The organism is Methanobrevibacter sp. UBA417 (assembly GCF_002508845.1).
Taxonomy (GTDB): Archaea; Methanobacteriota; Methanobacteria; order Methanobacteriales; family Methanobacteriaceae; genus Methanobrevibacter_A; species Methanobrevibacter_A acididurans.
This window is the reverse complement of the sequence record NZ_DAZC01000016.1, coordinates 1-21,274: the sequence shown is the minus strand read 5'-3', so window position 1 is coordinate 21,274 and position 21,274 is coordinate 1. Positions and strand designations below refer to the sequence as shown.

Annotated in this window: 17 protein-coding genes; 12 read left to right on the top strand and 5 right to left on the bottom strand. The window is 27.1% G+C overall.

The features are described from left to right. The 3 genes from BP769_RS02445 to BP769_RS02435 form a co-directional block, all read left to right on the top strand. The coding region (locus BP769_RS02445) for a MarR family winged helix-turn-helix transcriptional regulator (protein ID WP_413861973.1) at positions 1–265 on the top strand (265 nt) is incomplete at its 5' end. Continuing rightward, positions 258–1,664 carry an MATE family efflux transporter gene (locus BP769_RS02440; RefSeq protein ID WP_413823694.1) on the top strand — a complete coding sequence of 469 codons (1,407 nt, stop codon included), beginning with the start codon at positions 258–260 and terminating at the stop codon, positions 1,662–1,664. The genes BP769_RS02445 and BP769_RS02440, both read left to right, overlap by 8 nt. A 210-nt stretch (positions 1,665–1,874) precedes the next feature. Beyond that, positions 1,875–2,861: a hypothetical protein gene (locus BP769_RS02435; protein ID WP_413823692.1), complete on the top strand. Its 987-nt coding sequence runs from the start codon at positions 1,875–1,877 to the stop codon at positions 2,859–2,861. Positions 2,862–2,970: 109 nt separating this feature from the next. Here the strand turns inward: BP769_RS02435 and BP769_RS02430 are convergent, their stop codons facing one another. The 4 genes from BP769_RS02430 to BP769_RS02415 all read right to left on the bottom strand — a co-directional run bounded on the left by BP769_RS02430 (position 2,971) and on the right by BP769_RS02415 (position 10,474). Further along, a complete protein-coding gene (locus BP769_RS02430; protein WP_413861971.1) occupies positions 2,971–3,816 on the bottom strand; it encodes an SDR family oxidoreductase in 846 nt (281 codons plus the stop codon). Positions 3,817–4,033: 217 nt separating this feature from the next. Beyond that, positions 4,034–6,838, bottom strand: a complete 2,805-nt coding sequence (locus tag BP769_RS02425; protein WP_413861969.1) for a hypothetical protein — start codon at positions 6,836–6,838, stop codon at positions 4,034–4,036. Between the two features lie 255 nt (positions 6,839–7,093). Then, a complete protein-coding gene (locus BP769_RS02420) occupies positions 7,094–7,777 on the bottom strand; it encodes a hypothetical protein (protein WP_413861967.1) in 684 nt (227 codons plus the stop codon). A gap of 363 nt (positions 7,778–8,140) precedes the next feature. Beyond that, positions 8,141–10,474 (bottom strand): carboxypeptidase-like regulatory domain-containing protein, encoded by a 2,334-nt coding sequence (locus tag BP769_RS02415; protein WP_413861965.1) that lies wholly within the window; start codon positions 10,472–10,474, stop codon positions 8,141–8,143. 10 nt (positions 10,475–10,484) lie between these two features. Between BP769_RS02415 and BP769_RS02410 the strand changes: the two genes are divergently transcribed. Both BP769_RS02410 and BP769_RS02405 read left to right on the top strand, forming a co-directional pair. Next, a complete protein-coding gene (locus BP769_RS02410) occupies positions 10,485–10,622 on the top strand; it encodes a hypothetical protein (RefSeq protein ID WP_413828279.1) in 138 nt (45 codons plus the stop codon). A gap of 414 nt (positions 10,623–11,036) precedes the next feature. Continuing rightward, positions 11,037–11,324, top strand: coding sequence for a hypothetical protein (locus BP769_RS02405; protein WP_413828280.1), 288 nt, complete (start codon positions 11,037–11,039; stop codon positions 11,322–11,324). A gap of 8 nt (positions 11,325–11,332) precedes the next feature. On the opposite strand, the gene BP769_RS02400 is transcribed toward BP769_RS02405, so the two are convergent. Next, complete coding sequence (locus BP769_RS02400; protein WP_413861964.1) at positions 11,333–13,330, bottom strand: helicase C-terminal domain-containing protein; 1,998 nt, start codon at positions 13,328–13,330, stop codon at positions 11,333–11,335. A gap of 634 nt (positions 13,331–13,964) precedes the next feature. On the opposite strand from BP769_RS02400, the gene BP769_RS02395 reads away from it, so the two are divergent. The 7 genes from BP769_RS02395 (at position 13,965) to BP769_RS02365 (ending at position 21,150) form a co-directional block, all read left to right on the top strand. After that, a complete protein-coding gene (locus tag BP769_RS02395; RefSeq protein WP_413861963.1) occupies positions 13,965–14,645 on the top strand; it encodes a hypothetical protein in 681 nt (226 codons plus the stop codon). 98 nt (positions 14,646–14,743) lie between these two features. Beyond that, entirely contained in the window at positions 14,744–15,223 is a 480-nt protein-coding gene (locus tag BP769_RS02390) for a DUF2299 family protein (RefSeq protein ID WP_409198971.1), read from the top strand. A 329-nt stretch (positions 15,224–15,552) separates the two neighbouring features. After that, a complete protein-coding gene (locus BP769_RS02385) occupies positions 15,553–19,458 on the top strand; it encodes a beta strand repeat-containing protein (RefSeq protein WP_413861961.1) in 3,906 nt (1,301 codons plus the stop codon). Next, complete coding sequence (locus BP769_RS02380) at positions 19,442–19,639, top strand: hypothetical protein (RefSeq protein WP_413861959.1); 198 nt, start codon at positions 19,442–19,444, stop codon at positions 19,637–19,639. Before BP769_RS02385 ends, BP769_RS02380 begins: the two co-directional genes overlap by 17 nt. 277 nt (positions 19,640–19,916) lie before the next feature. After that, positions 19,917–20,078: a hypothetical protein gene (locus tag BP769_RS02375; protein ID WP_413828286.1), complete on the top strand. Its 162-nt coding sequence runs from the start codon at positions 19,917–19,919 to the stop codon at positions 20,076–20,078. Positions 20,079–20,147: 69 nt separating this feature from the next. Next, on the top strand, positions 20,148–20,399 hold the full coding sequence (locus BP769_RS02370) for a TMEM175 family protein (protein WP_413828288.1): 252 nt from the start codon (positions 20,148–20,150) through the stop codon (positions 20,397–20,399). A 403-nt stretch (positions 20,400–20,802) separates the two neighbouring features. Then, positions 20,803–21,150 (top strand): hypothetical protein, encoded by a 348-nt coding sequence (locus BP769_RS02365; RefSeq protein WP_413828287.1) that lies wholly within the window; start codon positions 20,803–20,805, stop codon positions 21,148–21,150. Positions 21,151–21,274 lie beyond the last annotated feature (124 nt).

Here is a 21,274-nt window from a genome sequence, read left to right as displayed (position 1 = left end):
AAAATTAGAGGATGAAGGATATATTTCACGTATGCAAGATGAGGAAAATCGTAGAAGAAATAAAATTTCATTAACAGATAAAGGACGAGATATAGTTATTCAGATTCAAGAATCAGTTAAAGAAAGAGAAGAAGGAATAATTAATAATATGCCAATAAGTTTAGATGAACTTCATGATTTATTATTAAAATTTATTCAAGAATCAAGAAAATTTAATCAAGAACATATAGACGATGATAAGTGGGAGGCAAAAAAAGGTGAGTGAAGAAGTAGAAAAAGGAAAAAACAGTAATATTGATTTATTATTAGGTGATTCACATGTGGCTATTCGTAAATTAGCATGGCCAATGATGGTTAGTATGTTCCTTATAATGGCATACAACCTAGCAGATAGTATATGGGTAGCAGGTTTAGGATCTGAACCATTAGCAGCAATAGGATTTATCACACCATTATTTATGATAGTGGTAGGATTAGGAAATGGGATCGGTGCCGGTGCAAACAGTTTAATTGCACGTTGTATTGGTGCTCGTGATAAGGAAAAAGCAGATAATGCAGGTTTACATAGTATTTTAATAACAGTTATAGTAAGTATACTATTCTCAATAATATTATGCATCTTATTACCATTTATATTACAAATTATGGGTGCAGGATCAGCAACACAACAAGCATTACAATACGGTTACATAGTATTCATTTTCCTCGTAGTATTCATATTCAGTAGTGTAGCAACATCATTACTTCGTTCAGAAGGAGATGTTAACCGTGCAATGTATGTAATGGCAGCAACAGCAATATTAAACATAGTATTAGATCCAATATTCATTTATATATTCCATTTAGGTGTAGCAGGAGCAGCAATAGCAACTGTAATATCCTCATTCTTAAGTTGTGCAATCTTAATATACTGGATTTGGATAAAAAGAGACACATACCTAGACTTAGGTAAAAGTCACTTCCATTATGAAACTTCAATACTAAAAGATATACTAATTGTAGCAGTACCTTCAACAGCAGAAAACTTAATATTCAGCATACTTGGAATTATAGAAAATTACTTATTAGTAATAGTAGCTGGAACAGTAGCGGTTGCAACATATACAGCAGGTATGAGACTTGTACAAATGGCAATGATACCATTAATGGGATTAGGAACAGCACTACTAACAGTTGCAGGTGCAGCATATGGAGGGCATGATTCAGAAAAATTAGAAGATGCATTCAGATATACTTTAAAAATTGGAACCTTAATAAGTATAATAATGATAATTCTTTTATATGTATTCGCCCCACAAGTAAGTTTAATATTCTCCTACTCCAGTGCAAGTGCAGGACTATCAGCTAAAATAATAGTAATGTTACGTATACTATGTGTATTCATAGTTGGAGTAAACTTCGGTATGATGTCTGCAATGGTCTTCCAAGGTGTGGGAAAAGGTTTCACCTCTTTAGTTTTAACCACAATAAGAGCTTTACTTATGGAAGTATTATTCTCCTACATTTTCGGTGTAGTAATGGGAATGGGAGAAATAGGAATTTATTACGGTGTAGTATGCGGAGTATGTTTAGGTGCTGTAATAAGTTATATTTGGGCTGAACTTTATATTAAAAAGCTTAAAAAAGTTTACCCTCCACAAGATGCAGAACCACTAACAGAATAAATTAACAATTTAAAGGGAAAACTTATTCCCTTTTCCACTATTTTTTATATTAAACCATTAATTCAATGACTTATTTTTACATTTTAATACTATTTTTTTAATATTTTTATATTTATTTGATTAAAATCAACAGGATTTTATAGTAAACTTTATAACTGTATAATTTTAGAAATATATGTATTATTTATTTAAAAAGGGGGTGAATTAAGAATGGAAAATAATAAATTATTAATTTTATGTGTAGCAATTATCGTAAGTGTTTTAATTATATCTACAACAATATTTTTCGTTACAGGTTCCAATGTATATTCAAATCCATTTGCTCAAGAAGATCAAACTGATTCTTCTGGTGATTTGAAACTAAATACTCAAGGTTATGATTACAAATTAGTATCTAACAAATCAGAAACTATAATGGGTATTTTATGTTTAATAGAAACTTATACTGTAACTGGTCAAGGAGATACTTTCACTTTAACAATTAATATTGTTCCAGGTACTGTTGATGAAAATACTTTAAAACAGATTAATGAAACTTTTATTAAGTCTCCTAATTTCGTAACAACCAGTAAAGAATTAAATGGTAAACATTATTTTATCCAAACAAGTGGAGCTAATAAAGGCCATAATACTACAAGTTTTGCTGATTCTTTAGTTAGTGAAAATACTGCTTCTACTAATAGTGGTTCTAATACTAATGCTTCTAGTACTACTACTAATAATACTGTAGCAAATAATACTACTAGTAGCGAACCAAATATTTTAAGTTCTGGAGATGTAGAATTAAATTTAACTGGTTATGAATTCCAAGAAAGTTCCAATACTCCATCAAGCGATGGTGGGTATAGTGAAACTTACAGTGTAACTGGACAAGGAGATAGTTTTACTATAACTATTACTGCTATACCTGAAACTGTAGATTCAAGTACTACTACTGGTGGAGATGTTTCATCTAGTTTTTATTTAAATGGTATGCATTATATTATAGAAATTACTGGTGGTAATTCTCAACATCACAGTCAAAGCTTCCTTGATTCAATACTATTAACTCAAGGTTCCTCAAGTCCTAGTACTCAAAGTACAGATACTACTACTAATTCTGTAGATGACAGTGAAATGGTAGAAGATCCTTATTCTGACTATAGTGGGGAAGGATTAGAAGGAGAACCTATGGAAGATTCAGAATATTATCAATAGAATAATTTTAAAATTTTTATTCTATTTTTATTTTTTTTTTAAAATTTTGTACTATTAATTCTTTAAATATAAAAAAAGAGGGTTTAAATTAGATTTAGGAAATCTAATTTTAGGATTGGTATTTTTGTTTAGGATCCCCGTGTAATAATAATTTATCTGCTTCACTGGAACCTGTAACATAATCATTTCTAAGTTTAGTCCATGGTTGTTTTGGTACTATAATTACTCCTTCTTTAGCTTCTACACGGTCTAATATTTCAACTGCCGCTTCATTTGGGAGAATTGGACTTAAATCTTTATATGTTTCTTTTAAATCTTCAACACTTACTTTTTCGTTTTCTTCAGACATTTCACCCTTATTCTTTAAGAAGATTTCAGTTAATATTACTCCTGGACAAATTGTTGAGAAATTAATGTTTTCTTTATCTGCATATTCCATTCTTAAAGATTCAGTTAAACCTACAGTTGCAAACTTGGTTGTTGCATATAAGACTCCGTGAGGTTTTGGAATTAATCCTCCAAGAGATGCAGTATTAACGACATGTCCTGAGCCTTGTTTTTCTATGATTGGTAAAATTTCATTTACACCATAAATTATACTCCAAAGGTTAGTGTTTATTACTTTTTCCCAGTCTTCAATTGTAGCATCAACAGCTAAGTTAGGGTCTGTTATTCCTGCATTATTGAATAAGAAATCTATTCTTCCTTCTTTTTCGTAAGTATCTTTTATTGCGCCTTGGATTTCATCTTTTTTAGATACATCTGCTATTAATGGGAAGATTTTTCCATCGTATTGTTCTAATTTACTTATAGCTTTTTCTACTTTTTTAGGATTACGTCCTAACATGTATACTTTAGATCCTCTTTTTAGGAGTTCTTCACATATTCCAAATCCAATACCAGAGTTTCCTCCAGTAACTATTGCTATTTTATCGTTATAATACTCATTTACCATAAATTATCACTTAATTCTTTTATATTATTTATCCTTATTTAAAGGTTATTATTTGATTTTTTCCAATAGTATTATAATCAAGAAAGGACGTGTTCTATAATTTATGAAAAAATAGAAAATTTAGATGATTTTATAAGCCTATTTTATATTATGTGTTTGGTTTTGTTTGAAAAAAAGAATAAAAAAATTTGTTTTAATTTTTAATATTTATATAATTTTAACTGATTGTGAATTTAGTGCTTGTATTTGATTTTTCATAAATTGAAGTACCTCCATATGAACATTGGACACTATAGTTACCTGTGCTTAAATTTATTTCTAATTCGTATTCACCAGTACTATTTGTGGTTACCCAGTAAACTTTACTTGCCCCATTTTTTAGGTTGCTTAAGTTTAATGCAATGTGTTGACCGATTATTCCTGTATCATTATAAGTATTTATTAGTTTTCCTGTTAAATTTTCTTTTACATTTGCAAGTCCATTGTATGCATTTATAATTAATGTTGTGCTTGTTTTATTTGTAGGCTCTATTATGGTGATTTTACCATTTTGGTATCCACTACTTAAATATGTAATGTTTTTAATGGTTTGGCCTTGATAACTTGCACTTACACTGTATTGGCCAGTTGCTAAGTTTATGGCTAGTTCATATACTCCTTTATTATCTGTTGTGGTGTGGTAGGTTTTACTTGCTCCGTCACTTAATCGTGTAATCTTTAATGCTATGTGTTGGCCTATTATTGGTTCTCCATTAATAGTTGATAATTTTCCAGTTAAATTTTCACCTAATCCATTAACTCCAATATATTTGTTTAAACTTAAAACTGTTATTGTTTCATTAGAATATTTAGGTGTACTATCTTTATTTATTATTATGGTACTGTTTACAGGACCAGATTCACTAAATTCATCACTGCCTTCATAAATTGCACTTGCAATATATATTCCTTCATGTAAATTAATTGTTAAACTGTATTCTCCATTTGTATCTGTTGTTAATGTGTAAGTTTTGCTTAAACCATTACTTGGATTTAAAAGTAATAATTTAATTGTCTCGTTAACTATTGGATCATCATTACTACTTAATAATTTTCCAGTTAATTTCCCACTAACCCCATTAATTCCATTATAATCATTTAAGGATAAATTACTAACTGGTATTCTAGGACTTATTATAGTAATCTTACTATTATTCTCACTTCCACTATACTGGCTTGTTCCATCAAATTTAACTAGTATATCATATACTCCTTCTTTTAATTTCATTGCTAATACATATTTTCCATTAGTATCTGTACTTACATTATATTCAGTACTAGTATTATTAGTATCAGTTATTTTTATACTGATTGTTTGATTACTTAATCCTTGACCTGTACTTGTTTTTAGTATACCGTTTAAATCACCTTTTAAACCAGCAGTCCATAAGTTCATATTTAAGCTTAAATCAGTATCAATCAACTTTGAATCTTTAATAACTATTTTACCAATATTTTCACTTGCATTAAATTTACTAGTTCCAGAGTACTTAACAAGCACATCATATACTCCTGTACTTAAATTCACATTTAATGTGTACTCTCCATTAAGATTTGTACTTACACTGTACTGGCTGCTTGTTTTATTTGAATCTATAATTCTTATTGTAATATTTTGATTACTTAATCCTTGATTAGTATTTAATGCTAATTTCCCACTTAAACTAGCATTAGTATCATTCTTCCCAGTATAATTATTAAAACTTAAAACAGTATTAGTTATATCTGTAACAGTAATAGTATTATCCACACTTGAGGATAAGTAGTAAGCATAACCATGGAAAACAGTTCTAATAGTATATGTGCCAGGATTTAAACCAGTTAAATTCACACTAGCAATTCCTAATTCATTAGTTACTGTTGGATAATAATTATCATTGAAAATAAATAATACACTACTATCACCTAAAGCTTTACCATCACCAGTTAAACTTACTATAAAATTAACCTCCTTACTATTAACACTCACATTTTCCCCAATTATTTTAGGTTGAATATAAACATTGATACTATTTGAAGTACTACTAGCTAGATTAACAAGTCCATCACCATCATAATTAAAATTAACAATATAAAATCCACTATCTAAACCTTCTGGTAAGTTAATTATTCCTACCCCATTAATATCAGTTTTAACATCTCCTTTAAATATAATATTATTCCCATTAACTAAAGTATAATGAATATTCTGATTACTTAAAACTCCATTAGTATTTTTTAATATAACACTTACCTGACCGATACTGTTTTTAATAAAACTTGCATCACCACTAGTAAGGCTTGTAGGTTTACCATTAATACTTATACTTAATCCTTGTTTTTCATTATTTAAAACTGCAAAAATTACATCATTTCCAAACAATTTAGCGGTATATTCACTTAAGAATTCATTATTTCTGAAACTAGTAATTTCTGGATTTAAAGATCCTTTACTAGAACTTAATAAAACATTTAATTCAGGTAATTCATCCTCTAAATCAGAAACACTTCCACTTGTACTGTTATATTCTTGAAGTTTACCTGTAATACTTAAAGTATCGCCTATATTAAGATTATCCTTTGATAAGCTTGCATTGAATTTAATCCAAGTTTCAGGTGTAATATAAGAATCACTATTAGAATTACAAATTAAATTTTTATTACTATTGAAAGGATCATTATCTCCCCACCAATTATTATTAATATTTAATATATTTGATACATTAATAGAATTATTTATGCCTGATTTAACAATATTATTTAAAAGGATACAATATGTCATGTTTAGAAAACCTTTAATATAAATTGCTCCTCCACTTGTAGTGTTTGCGGTATTATTAACAAATTCAGAATTTTTAAGTGTAAGATTTCCTTGACCTATTGATATCGCACCACCTTTTCCTGTTTCACCTGTAGCAAGATTATTTAAGAAAAAAGATTTTGTTATATTGCAGTTTCCTTTGTTTATATAAATTGCTCCTCCACCATTTTTAATCATAAACATTTGACTTTTTCCACTATTTACTGTGTTATTTGTGAAGTTTGAATTAGTTATACTAATATTACCTGTTCCTAAATAGATTGCTCCTCCACTATAATTGATTCCAGTATTACTTGTGAAGTTTGAATTAGTTATACTAATATTACCTGTTCCTAAATAGATTGCTCCTCCTGAACCTGAGTTTGCAGTATTATTTGTGAGGTTAGAATTTTTTATAGTTATATTACCTGTTCCTAAATAGATTGCTCCTCCTGAACCTTAATTTGCTGTATTGCTTTTTATTTTACAATTAGTGAAATTAATATAACCATTTGATATTGATATCATTCCTCCTACTCCATTTGAACTACTACCATTGGTTAAAGTTAAATTATTAAAATTAATACTTATAGTATTGGAGTATGAGTTAAATATTCGTTTTTGATCACCGTTTACTATTATTTCACCATTGGTATTGTTTCCATTGAATGTAATGTTTTTAGTAATTTCTATACTATTTTCTGTGTATGTTCCACTTGCAATGTTTATTGTGTAATTACCTGTAAATGTTTTATCTTGGTTTATGGTGTTTACTGCTGTTTTGATACTATGGTATGGGTTTTCAAAGCTTCCATCTCCCTCAAGTCCTGTTCGGTTTTCTACATAGTAAATTCCAGTTTCACTTGGGGTTTCACTAAGTATGTTTTCTTGGTTTGAACTTAAAAGAGGTGTATTGGTTTTTAGGCTTTCTGTATTTGTTTCTTTTTGGATATCTTCTTGGGTTTGGATATCTATATTTTCTTGGTTTGTGGTGTCTTGGGTGATTGTATTAATATTGTTTTCTTGGTTTGTGGTGTCTTGGATGATTGGGTTTATATTATTGTTTGTTTCGGTTGCCGAGATTGAGCTTATTGTAAAGAATATTAATAGTATTGATCCGATTATGTATATTGTTTTTTTCATTTTTTTCACCTTCTTTTTAAGTTTTTTATTTATTCATTACAATTTGTATGTTTTAATAATTTATATATTTATTGTTTTTTTTACTAAATATTTGTTTAATATTTTTCATATTATACTAAATATTTTTTAATTTTTTAAGTTTAAATGGGGGTGTTTGATAAAAAACTGGTTTGTTTCGTTTCGATAAAAACATTTTTAATAAAATTAATATTTTAAACTTAATCTTAAAAAATACTTTATAAATTAAACAATCTTCAATAAAAAATAAAAAATTTTATTTTATAAAACAAAAACTAAAAAATGTAAAACAAAAAAAGAAATCTAAAAAAAAATTAAAAAAATTAAATTTTAAAAATTAAACAATTAATTTACAGTAATTAAAGTTCCACTTCCACTTGGAGTGTATTGGCTTGTTCCATCAAAGGTACAGTATGCTCTATACTCACCAGGTGCAAAGTTAATCTCTAATTGATATTCACCATTAATATCAGTAGTTGACCAGTAAATTTTACTTGCCCCATCACTTACACGAGTTAATTGGATGCATATATGTTGACCTATAACAGCTTTTCCAGTTTCAGTGTTTAAAAGTGTACCTGTTAAGTTTTGTTTATCACCATAAGTTTCAATAAGTCTTTTAGTAGTTAATGTAGTACTATTTGTATTAGTTTCATTAGCATAAACATTAATATTATTTCTACAAGTGTAATTTTCATAACTTGCAAATACTTTATAATATCCTGGTGCTAAGCCAATTGGTATACTGTATTCTCCATTAGTATTACTTGTTACAGTATAGTTTTTGCTTGCTCCAGTTTTAAGATTAATGAATCTTAAGATTATATTCACATCACTTATTGGTTTTCCATTACTTCCAATTAATAATCCAGTGTAATTTGCATCAGTTTGGTAAACTTTTGTTAAATTATTTCCACTAATTCCTTCATCATTTTTGATTTCAACAGGTATTATAAGAGTTTCATTATTTACAGTAACAGTAATTGTGTAGTTTCCTTTAGTGTTAGGACTTGTATATGTACTTGTAAAAGTGTTATTCTCATCTATTAAGTTAATTGGATTGTCAATAGTACCATTTGTTGTATTAAGTGTTACAAATATTGGTGCTAAAGATTCATTTAAGTTTATTAATTCCCCAGCACTGTTTAAGTATTGGTTCATATTAACAATTATAGTATAATTTTTATTGGTTAAACCATCACTTATACCTGTAGGGTTAACAGTTAAGTATACGGTATTATTTGGTTTAATTGATGCATTTCCTTCAAGTACTTGACTGTTATCTGGAGTGTTGTTTCCCCACCAATTATAATCAATTGTGAAAATCTTATTTACATCTATTGTATTGTTTGTATTATTACAAGTGTTATTTATAAATGCTGAGTAGGTTACACTTAAATTATTTCCATTAATTGCTCCACCTTTCTGATTTGCAAAGTTATTTGTGAATTCACATTTAGATACGTTAATTGTTGAGTTGATTCCTCCACGAATTGCTCCACCATACATATTTAATGCATTATTTTTAGAGAAATAACAATCAACACAATTTAAGCTACTGTTCCTGTTAACTTGGATTGCTCCTCCACTAGAGTTTGCAGAATTATTGGTGAATACTGAGTCTTCACATATTATTTTACCATCAATTTGAATATAGAGTGCTCCTCCACTGTAATTTGCTTTATTATTCATAAATAAACAATCTGAACAGTTTATTGTAGCATTATGTGAACGTATAGCTCCACCATAACCACAGGCAGTATTGTTTTTAAATACTGAATTGTAACTATTTATGTTTCCTTCAAGTAATATGATTGCTCCACCATTATCTTGACAATAATTATCTGTATATTCACAATTATCATTAAATATATTTCCAGTTCCAAGGAAGAGTGCTCCTCCATATTTTGCTTTGTTATTGGTGAATGTTGAATTAATATTAGTTATATTCCCATTTCCAACATAATTTGAGTAATTAATATCTAAATAACCTATACTAATACCAGCACCTTCAAGTGCAGTGTTATTTATAAATTCAGTATTTATATTAACCACATTCCCTGTTGTATTAATATCAATAGCACCACCATATTGTAATGCTTTATTTCCAACATAAGAACAGTTTGTATTAAAAATTATTCCGTCTTTCCAAAGGTTAATTACTCCACCATTAGCAGTACCAGTATTATTAATAAATTTTGTATAAAAATTATATAATTTTCCAGTGGCTAATCTTATTGCTCCACCATATTCTGCAGTATTATTTATATAAATACTATCAAAATTGTATAAATTACCATTCTCAACACATACAGCCCCACCAATTAATAAGGCTTGTCCATCTAAGATGTAAGAGTATCCGGTTCCATGAGTTAAGATTAAACCATCAATTACCACATTACTATTGTTTGTGAAGAAAATGTAACCTGCATTATTAGCATCTAATGTTACACTTCCAGGAGTGTAAGCACTTAAGATTAAATCCTTATTTATGGTTTGATTTACAATATTATATGTTCCATTTGTAAATATTATTGTTCCATTATTTGTACTATTTTCATAAGCTGTGGTCCAGTTTGCAGTATCATTTAAGGATGATCCTGTACCTGTACCATTTGGACTAATATAAATAGTACTAGTATTTTCATTTTCACTTAACTCAATAGTTGAGTTACTCAAATCATTAGTTGTGATTTCATCTATTGAATTAGTATTAGAATCTACAGTACCTGTATCGCTTATGTTATCTTCTGCAGATACTGCACCAATTAGTAAAAATACTAATAGTACTAGTAGTGTAATACTAATTAAGGGTTTTTTTCTTTAAATCCCATAATTTTAAATCTCCATTTAAACAATTTGCATATTATAAAAAATATTTTATTTTTCATTATTATATAAATTCAAAATTTTTTTTGGCTTAATATAAATCTTAATATTTTTTTGAACTTATTAAAACTATTTTTCTTAATGTATAATTAAATAGTTTTCTATTTAACTTTTGTATTAAATAGATTTCAATGTTTTTAAAAATTTCTTAAACTAAAGAAAATATTTTAAAGAAATTAAGGTTTTGATACCAGTAAATATATATGTGCTTGAGTGTTTTTACTAATTTTAATAAGAATTTTTTTAAAGCTTAAAAATTTATTCTAAGCATAGAAATATACTTATATTTAAGATTCATAAAAATATAATCAAAATACAGTGATATTTATTAAAAAAAAGGTTGATTTGTTTTATGGAAAATTCATTAGTTGAAATTGCTGAGAAAATAAAAGAATTAGAAATTGAAGTACTGAAATTAGAAAATCAAAAAGAAGAATATATATCTCAATCATGGCATAACACTGACTTTAAAAGTATATTAAATAAAAGAAATCTCACAATACGTGATAAAGAATATTATATTAAATCTCAAATAGAGTATAAAAACATAAATGAACAGTTAGCAGTTTCTACTGCAGAATTACATTTCCAAAGAAGATTATTCAATATTTTCTTCTATGAAAAATATAATCAAGATTAAAAAAAAACTTATTTTTTTAATTCTAAAAGATTCGGATTAATTATTGCATCCTTAAAAGATTGTTGAATTAATTTCCTGTAAATTGGTCGATTATAAATTGTTTTAAAGTCCTCATCAATAATATAAGTCACACAGGAATCATCTTCTGCTCTCATACCCCTACCATAAGTTTGCATTAATTTAATTGCAGTTTGATAATCATACCATCTACCTTCTTTTCTCATTCTTTTATATACTTGTTTGTCTGTTAAGTTAGGGTAAGGTATTTTATATATAATTTGGAATCTACATTTATCATAAGGTAAGTCTACTCCTTCATTCATTGAAGGTGAGACTAAAACTAAAGGTTTACTTGCTTTTTCAAATTTCTTTAAAATTTTTGTCCTATTTTTACGGTTATGTGTTAATAATCTTGAATTTGGAAGGTTACGTTTTATATATTTTTGATTATCATAACTATGAGTATGAATCATTCCTTTCTCATTTTCATGTTTTTTTAAGATTTCACTTATAATTGGTAATGTTTTAGGTAAAGTTTTCCGCATCCTATTCCTATTCATTTTCCCTGCAAAATCTAATTCTATAGGTCTTTTCTTACTATCAAATGGTGTTGGTACACTTAAATAGTAAACTTCCTCTGGTTTTAAACCTAACCATTTAGAGAATAATTTTTTATCTAAGATTGTAGCACTCATAAATAGTACAACTTCACCATATTTGAATAAATATTTTTCCGCAATGCTAGAAACACGTAATGGTTTAAAGCTGACACTATCTTTTTGATTATCTATTATCCAATTTTCAGGTTCATTTTCCAAGTATTTAACTAAATCAGTTAATTCATTTATAACATCTTTAATTTTATCTGCATGATTTTTAGCTAGGTTTCTGGTTTTAATCTTCTGATAAGATTCTATAATACTTTTAATTTCAATTATCCATTTATCATAATCTTTATTTTTAAGTGTTTCATGGCTTAGTTTCCTATGAATATCATTTTCTAATTGGAAATTTTCAATTTTAACTTCTAAAGTGCTCATTAAAATATCTTCAACATTATGTGCTTCATCTAAAACTAGTAATTTTCTTTTTTTAAAGTGTTGAACATGGTTAAATTCTAAAATTGAATAATCATAATTCATAATACTAATAGGTGAATTAATCCCTACTGCTTTTTGTTTCCAATAATGGCAAGGATTATCACTTCTTAAAAAAAGTTGCACTCCGTCTTTTTTGAATGCTTCAATGGATCCGAATGCTTGGTTTGTTGTTAAACCATATGGACATGTGAAATTATCCTTAAGTTTTGAGGTTCTACAAGTTCCCATATCACAAGTAGTTTCTAAGTTTTCATTTACACAATCAAAATTATTCCTACCTTTAACAAGAGGGAATTTGAATTCTTCAGTGTATTGTTTCTGTAATTGTTTGGTATGTGTTAAAATAAAAGCTGAACCTACAATTCTAGCTAAAGTTGAGGCTATAACAGATTTACCAGTACCTGTACCTGCTTCTAAAATAATGTATTTATACCCATTTTTTATTGCATTATAAAGTTCTTCAATTATTTCTAATTGTCCCTGTCTTGGATTTTCAAATAGGAAATTTTCCACAATTTCCTCATCAATTCCAGGGTGCTGTTCTTTTAAGTATTCAATTTGCTTTAAAGGTAAGTGATTATTTTCTATACTGTAAACACCATCACTTTCACCTAACTTTAATGGTTCATTTGGAACATTTTTAGGTTTTTCTTTTTCTTTTTTAGGTTTTGGATTATCTTTAATTTTTTCTTTTTTTTCTTTTTTAGGTTTTTCCTGGTCTTTTTTAAGGTTCTTATTTTTAACTTTTTTCTTATCCTGTAAGGGAACATACTTTTTAATTATAACCTCATCAATGGGTTTAAATAATAATTTATCAAATTCTGCACTTTCTAAACTTAAAATTTTTTTAGCTTTATCCCTCCTCTTATTAGAGTATTTACCACAAACACAATCTTTTCTAAGCATACCACAATCCGGACAAAAAAGTGAACCTATCATAAATATAGATTATAGAAATAAGTAATATAAAAATATTTATTATCATTATACTCTAATTATAATTTAAGAAAATTAAAATAGAAATATATAAATTAAAGATATTTTAATATAAAAATTAAATAAATAAAAATTAAAGGGGTTTTTTGATATATGAAAAAAAATAAATAAATCCGATTTAGGGAAAAATAAAGAATTAAATAATGAAATAGAAAATATTCCACCATTTATTCAAGAGGAAGCTATAAAAAGATTAATTGATAGTGAACCACACTTAAATCTAGAAGATAAAGAGATTTTAGAACAAGATTTAAAGCACCTTATAGAAAACTATTCAGAAGAAGATGAGTTAAAACAATTAATTGAAGATCATTTTAAAGAAAATTATCCAGAATATGATAATTATGATGAAAGTGGAGATTTACTTAGAAAAATTAATGATATAATTTATTATTCAAAACCATCTAAAGACTTTTACAATGAAACTGAGGAAGAGGAATATACAGATTACCCTGATGAAGATTCTAATTTCCTCCTAAAAAAGAAACCCCCAATAGATGAGGTTAATATTTTTGATGCTACAGAACAATTTAAAGAGGATCTTTTGGATTTAGAAATAAATTTTGAGGATGATGCTCCGCAAACAACTTACACCGAAGAATTAGAAGATTTAGCTGATAAATTCTGTTCTGATTTTGAAACTGAAATAGATAATTTAATTAAAAGTGAACCTAAAGAAGATTTAAATGATTTAATTAAAAATGATCCCAATTTTAATTTAGATAAAAGAGACATTTCAGAAAAAGAATTAAAATTCATCCTTGAGCATGAAGATTATATAGAAGATTTAGATTTTGAAAGTGATTTTGAAGAAAATTTTTACACAAGTAAAGAAACTAAAATTTCAAATAATTTCTATATTCAAAATGAAGATAACACTCTCTCCATGAGTTATATAAGTGACTGGGATGATGAAGAGGATAATTTAGATTATCCTGAAGAAAATACTTGTTTTTACCTTCGAAAAAATGAAAATTCAGATTCCAATATTGATACTTGTCAAGAAGACTTTTTTGAAGAAATGTGTGAAGATATTGATTTCGATTTAATGTATGCTATAAATAATTCTGATGAAGGATTTATAGACTTAATTTTAACATTAAGTGAATTAGATGAGGAATATGATAATACAGATTTCAATTTTTCTGAGGAAGAAGAAATTAAAGATTTAATTAATAAAGAACCATCATGGGATGTCAAGATTAAAAATAGGGTAATCTTATAAAATCCTATTCCCCCCCCTTTTTAGGTAAATTGTATTAAACCTGTAAAACATAATTAATTTATAAAAAAACAAAATTATAAAAGGAGTACTGATTATAAATGATAGATAAAGATTTAATCCAAAAATGGTTAGCAGATGAAGGTATGTTTAAAAGAGAAATTCCAGATGATGGTGCAGACTTCCATTTCATAGTTAATTTCCCAGAAAATCAAGGCATGGATCTTGTTAAACCTAAAGGAAAAGAATTAATCCTAATACTATGTGCAACTAATGTAGATTCTGGTCAAATGGATTTAATAAAAGCAGCATCTGATAGTGTTAAACAAGATTTCATTTGGGATTTAAGATTCACATTAAATAATTTACTTTTAGATTTTAATTTAAACCATCCTAATGATGTATTAGAACAATTCATAATTACAGATGATATTTTTGATGATGGATTAACTAAACATGTTTTAATGAAAACTATTAAAAAAGTTTTCAAAGGCAAATTAAATGTTATTTGGAAACTAGAAAAAACATTCTTAAATACTAATGGAAATGTTAAACCTAGTGACGATAGTATGTTTGCATAAAAATAAAACTATAAATTCTAATTTTTTTTAAAACTTTTTTTTTAATGTTTTTCTCTTAACGAAATGTGATAAGTTTTTTGCACAATTTAAGTTTTTAAATAAATTATTTAGTTAACTGTACTTTTTTTCAAATATTTTCATGTATTATTTTCTAATTTTGTATGCTTTTTTAATATTTTATTCTGAATTTATTAGTTTGTTTTATTTAGAAAAATATTTATACATGTTTATATAAATAAAATATCATTGATTAATAAAAATAGATTTTTTAATCAATCAATTAAAAAAAAAATTTTTTCTTAAAAAATGTAAAAGGAGGTGAAAAACTGTTGAAAAAAGAAAAAATAGACAAAAGACTTCCTATCATATTAATCATTGTATTAACTATGATATGTTCTTTAAGTATAGGAGCTGCTTTCGCATCCGATGTATCTATTACTTCAGATGATAACTCAGGGGACTTGAATACAATAGTATCATCACAAGAATCAACTACAAATGATTCTTTGAGTTTGAACACTGTTTCAAATTTAGGTTCTGATGAAAATTCCAATAATCAAGATTTAGCATCTATTTTAGGAAATAGTCTTAATCAAAACCAAGTTCTCGAAGCTAATAATAAATTTGATCGTGAAACTTTAAGTAACCAAACTATCACCATAACTGAAGACACCACTTATACAAATTCAGTATTCACTAATATGCAATTTATCATAAACGATGATAAAGCTAAATTAACTTTTGATAATTGTACTTTCTATAATTATGAAATGACTACTGATATTACTGCTAAAATGGGTAGTTTAAAAGTTAAGGATTCTACATTTATTAAACAAGATTTGTATAGTATAACTGATAATAAAGCTATTGTTTATGGGTATAATACTAAAATTAATTTAATAAATAATGAGTTTTATAATTATGCAACACTTAATAATGGTGTAACTGCTAAAACTACTTTAAGTGGTTATAATGAAAATCAGTTTAATAAGAATAATATTTTTAAAAAAGATTTCAGTCTTTCTGACTTGTTTAGAGTGTATTTCTGGGTGAGAGCTGATGGTAGTTATCCACCTCCAGAATTTAATTCTAATAGTACTTCTCAAGGTTATGATGCAAGTAAGTATTATCCTTATAATGGTAATTCTAATTATCGGGATTGGACTGGTCTTGTAAGTATTAGTCAAGCTACTAAGTATTTAGGTATTGATATTATTGGTGGAATGAGTCATCCTGTCTCTTCTAATCATTCTGTGGATATTAATAAGCTTATAACTGAATATCCTGAATTGATGGATAAGTGGATTAATGAAAATCAAGATCTTGCTAAAACTTTTGTAAATGAAAAATTTATTCAAGATTTCTTGCATATGTATTATCCTGAATACTATAATCAATATATGAATGGTAAATTAGATTTAACAAGTGAAGGTTATACTGTTTGGTGTTATGTTTTAAAAGCTCAAACTGATTCTTACCATGTAGATGGTGCTGTTGTGCCTAAGAAGTTATTAAATTTAATCCAGCAAAAAATTGCTGAGGTTGGAGCTGTTAATGATATAGGTTATGCTGGCACTGTTACTGGAGATCATGTTGTTAAAACTAATGATGCACTTAATGGTACTGCAAATATACTTGTATACAAAGATGGTAAGATTTATCAAAATATTACTGTTAAGGTAAAAAATGGTGTTTCTGAAAAGTTCACTTTAAATTTACCTGATGAAGGTGTTTATAATACTTCAGTTAACTTTACAAGTGATAAGTATTATATTCAAACTCCAGTATCTTATGGTTATTTAACATCTCTTCCATATGAGACTATTATAAGTGATAAGGAGTCTACTGGTGCGCCTTTTGATAAAGTTGATATTATAACTAATATTAAGGTTAATACTACTGGTTTTACTAATAAAGGAGTACCTAATGGTAGTGTTACTATTACAGGTCCTAATGGTTATGAGGAAACTGCTGAAATAATTAATGGTGTGATTATTGCTAAAAATTTAGTATACCCTGCAAGTGGTAAAACTAATGTTTATACTATAACTTATAATGGTGTTACTAATTTTAATGCATCTGTTGGTACTATTACATTATATTCTAAAGTTGATGCAACTGGTATGGAATCTGTAAATAAGACTGGTTATTATGATAAAACTATTGATGTAACAATCCAAACTTCTGGTATTAGTCAAGGTGAAACTATTAGTTTTAAGGATAATAATGGTACTCTTCATAGTGCTATTGTTGGTAGTGATGGTACTGCAACCTTTAAAGGTTTAGCTTTCCCTGATTATGGTACAACTTATACTTATAATGTAAGTTATGTTAGTACTTCTACTGGTAAATCTGGATGTAATAGTACTATAATTTTAAATTCTTTACAATATCCTACTATAGTGACTAATTTCACTATTACTGGTTATCGTGGTGAATTAAAGAATATTACTGTTACTATTTCAACTACTGGCTCTGAACTTATTGGTGAGTTAACTATTACTGATGTATTTGGTAAGACTCTTAATAGAACTATTAATGTTGATGGGAATATTAGTACTGTGACTTTTGAGGATGTTAATTTAACAACTGAAGGTACTTTTGATAATATTAAGGTTAATTTCGTAAGTAATAATCTTAATTATAATAATAGTGCTAATACTAGTTTAATTAATGTTTTAGTTAACAGAACTTCTATGAATAATACTGAAAGTACTGGTTATTATGATAAGACTACTAGTATAACAATCACTACTAGTGGTATTAATGATGGTGAAGTTATTAGTTTCACTGATAATAAGGGTATAGTTCATAATGCTACTGTTTCTGGTAATAAAGCTACTTTCAATGATTTAGCTTACCCTGATTATGGTACAACTTATACTTATAATGTTAGTTATGTTCCAAATAATACTGGTATTATTGGATCTAACTGTATTATAACTTTAAAATCTAATAAATATCCTACTACTGTTAGTGGATTTGATATATTCGGTTATCGTGGTGAATTAAATAATATTACTGTTACTATTTCAACTACTGGCTCCCAAATTATTGGAAAGTTAACTATTACTGATGTATTCGGTAAAACTCTTAGTAAAACTATTAATGTTAATGGAAACATTGCTACTGTAACTTTTGAAGATGTTAATTTAACTACTGAAGGTAATTTTAGTGGTATTAAAGTTGATTTCACAAGTACTAATGTTAACTATGATAGTAGTAATAATATTGGTAATATTAAGGTTATTGTAAATGGAACTGGTATTTATGATGAATCTAGTGTTAATTATTATGATAAAACTGTTAATGTAACTGTTCATACTCTTGGTATTAAGAATGGTGAAAATATTAGTTTCACAGATAATAATGGTACTGTTCATAATGCTACTGTTTATGATAATAAAGCTACTTTCAATGATTTAGCATATCCTGATTTTGGAACAACTTATACATATAATGTTACATATAATCCTACTAATCCAAGTTTCACTGGATCTAAAGGTACTATAACCTTAGGTTCTAATCAATACATAACTGGTGTGACTGGTTTCACAATTAGTGGATATAAAGGAGACTTTAAAAGCATTACTATTACTGTTTCAACTAATGGTTCTCAAATTATTGGTAATTTAAGTATTACTAATGTATTTGGACAAATTTACAGTAAATATCTTAATGTTAATGGAAACACTACTAATGTAACATTTGATAATGTGAATCTAGCTAGTGTAGGTAACTTTAGTAATATTAATGTTTCATTTATAAGTAATAATATTAATTATGCAGATAGTGCAAATACTGGTAATATTAATGTGGATGAAATCATAGTACCACCTGTAGATCCAGTTGAACCTGTTGAACCTGTGGATAATAGTACTTCAGAAGTTCCTGAAGAACCAAACCCAGATACTGGTGGTGTAAACACTCCTACAGAACCTGATGAAATCGTTGTCCCTATAATTCCTGATACTAATTTACCTCCTTCAGATGAGCGTAAAGATGAAGATGAAGAAGAAGATGATGGTGATGAAGTTCCAGATCCAACATCTGATACAGTCAATGATTCAGGTGACAATACAAATGCAAATCCAGGTGATGGTGGAAATACTGACGGTACAGCCAATCCTGTAAGTCCAATATTATCTGCTACTGGAAACACTGGAACAACTACCACTAGTCCTGTTAATGCTGCAACAAATAATATAGCAAATAATAATGCAGCAATTAGCTGATAATGGTAGAGACATTAGTGTAACTGCAATTGAAAATCTTGATGAAAATCAAAAAGTTAATTCATCCTCTTTCCTTGGTGATGTAGCATACAATGAAAGCCTTGGTGAATTAAGAAGAAGAGAAGAAAAAGAAGTTGAACAAGCTGAAAAAGAGTTAGACAAAGAAGGAGTTAAATATTAAACATATTTAATTTTTCCCTTTTCTATACTTTTTTTTTAAATACTTTTTTTAAATACTTTAAAAAAACCCTTACTTTTTTTTATATTAAAACTTGAAAATTTAAGTTTTATAAATACTTTAAAAATTTAATTCTTATTTTTTAAAATTTTCGTTTAAAATCTTTTAAATATAAATTTAACCTATAAAACTTATAAGAAAAATGTTTTTATTTAAAATATTTTAAATAAATCAAAAAACATATAATAATATGAAATAAAATATTTTTTTTATATAGGATGTGATTAATATCGATGAATCAAAACAAATCTATAAATCTGGAGAAGTAGATGATGCTAAAGCTTCAGTCATTGATGCTGTAAATGTTGATCCAAGTAGAATGATGGCTTTAACTGATGGAATTTTTGGAATGGTAATGGACCTTATTAATATTCAGTATTGAAGTTCCAGATATAAACTTTTGCAAATTACATAGCTTTCAATACTTTCCTAGAAACATTAATTACCAACAATAAGTCGTTGCGCAGTTTGTTTCATATTTGTCGGAGCATTCTGCTTATACCATCATGAATACTTACGAGTGGAAAAATTAACAGTACCATTTGTATGGTTAAACATCATATACTTATTATGTATTGCTTTTATTCCATTCTCCTCAATAGTTATGGGGAAATATGCATTATTCTTTGAGGCAGATTTACTATTTGGAGTGAACATATTCTTAATATTAACTATACTCTCTTTAATGTTTTGTATATGCTGATAAAAGAGGTATATTAACTGAGGATATAATGAAAGGTAAAAAGAATGCGTATAATACTTTTCTAATAGTTCTAATTATTACAGCAGCTGTAACACTTTTAAATTACTTGATTCCAGGTCATTATATTTACTTATACTTACTTATACCAATAATCTCTTCAGTTAGAGATTGTATATTTATAAAACATGTCTGGAGAAAGAAAATACGAAAATAAAAGAATAATACTTTTACCTTTTTACCTTTTTTTAAATTCTACTTTTTTTAAAAAAATTTATATTACTCCTTTAATAATAATATTATTTAGCTTTAAGTTAATCTCTAAAAAAAAATAATTCAATATAAAATTTTAAGGATTTTTCACTTTTTAATTTAAAAATAAATAAAGAAAGGAGGGGGATTTTTTTTGGATAAAGAAAATATTATAATAATAAGTTTAATAGTGATTATCTGTTTTTGTATAATTGGAGGGGTTTTATATTTAAGCCTATCCCATACGGATAATACTCCAACAGTCACACAATCAACTAATACAAGTACGGTCTCAACTACTAGTGATTCCAGTTCATCATCAAGTGATAATAGTAATCAGGTAAGTAGTAGTTCTTCATCTAATTCTGTCGAGGATGATTTTGGAAAGTATGATTCTGATGATTATATTTATGATGCTGAGGGTCAAAGGATGTATTGGGTTCAAGATGACGGCTACGATGGTAGTTATATGCATATTGAAGATACTAACGGAGCTAAATAAGATTTGTATAAAGTTTTTTCACAATAAAAAATTTTACTTTAAACCATTTTTTGAATATTTTTTTATTTTATCACTAATTAGTATATATTATCCTATTATTTTGGCTTTGTAGAAACCCTATTTT

What these genes read in the sequence shown, in the direction of transcription:
- BP769_RS02425 (WP_413861969.1), bottom strand. Translation starts at nt 6,838, where the DNA reads ATGTTTATGATTAAAAATGGTGGAGGAGCAATTTATATAAACAAAGGA.
- BP769_RS02405 (WP_413828280.1), top strand. Translation starts at nt 11,037, where the DNA reads ATGGAAAATTCATTAGTTGAAATTGCTGAGAAAATAAAAGAATTAGAA.
- BP769_RS02420 (WP_413861967.1), bottom strand. Translation starts at nt 7,777, where the DNA reads ATGAAAAAAACAATATACATAATCGGATCAATACTATTAATATTCTTT.
- BP769_RS02380 (WP_413861959.1), top strand. Translation starts at nt 19,442, where the DNA reads ATGCAGCAATTAGCTGATAATGGTAGAGACATTAGTGTAACTGCAATT.
- BP769_RS02435 (WP_413823692.1), top strand. Translation starts at nt 1,875, where the DNA reads ATGGAAAATAATAAATTATTAATTTTATGTGTAGCAATTATCGTAAGT.
- BP769_RS02430 (WP_413861971.1), bottom strand. Translation starts at nt 3,816, where the DNA reads ATGGTAAATGAGTATTATAACGATAAAATAGCAATAGTTACTGGAGGA.
- BP769_RS02400 (WP_413861964.1), bottom strand. Translation starts at nt 13,330, where the DNA reads ATGCTTAGAAAAGATTGTGTTTGTGGTAAATACTCTAATAAGAGGAGG.
- BP769_RS02390 (WP_409198971.1), top strand. Translation starts at nt 14,744, where the DNA reads ATGATAGATAAAGATTTAATCCAAAAATGGTTAGCAGATGAAGGTATG.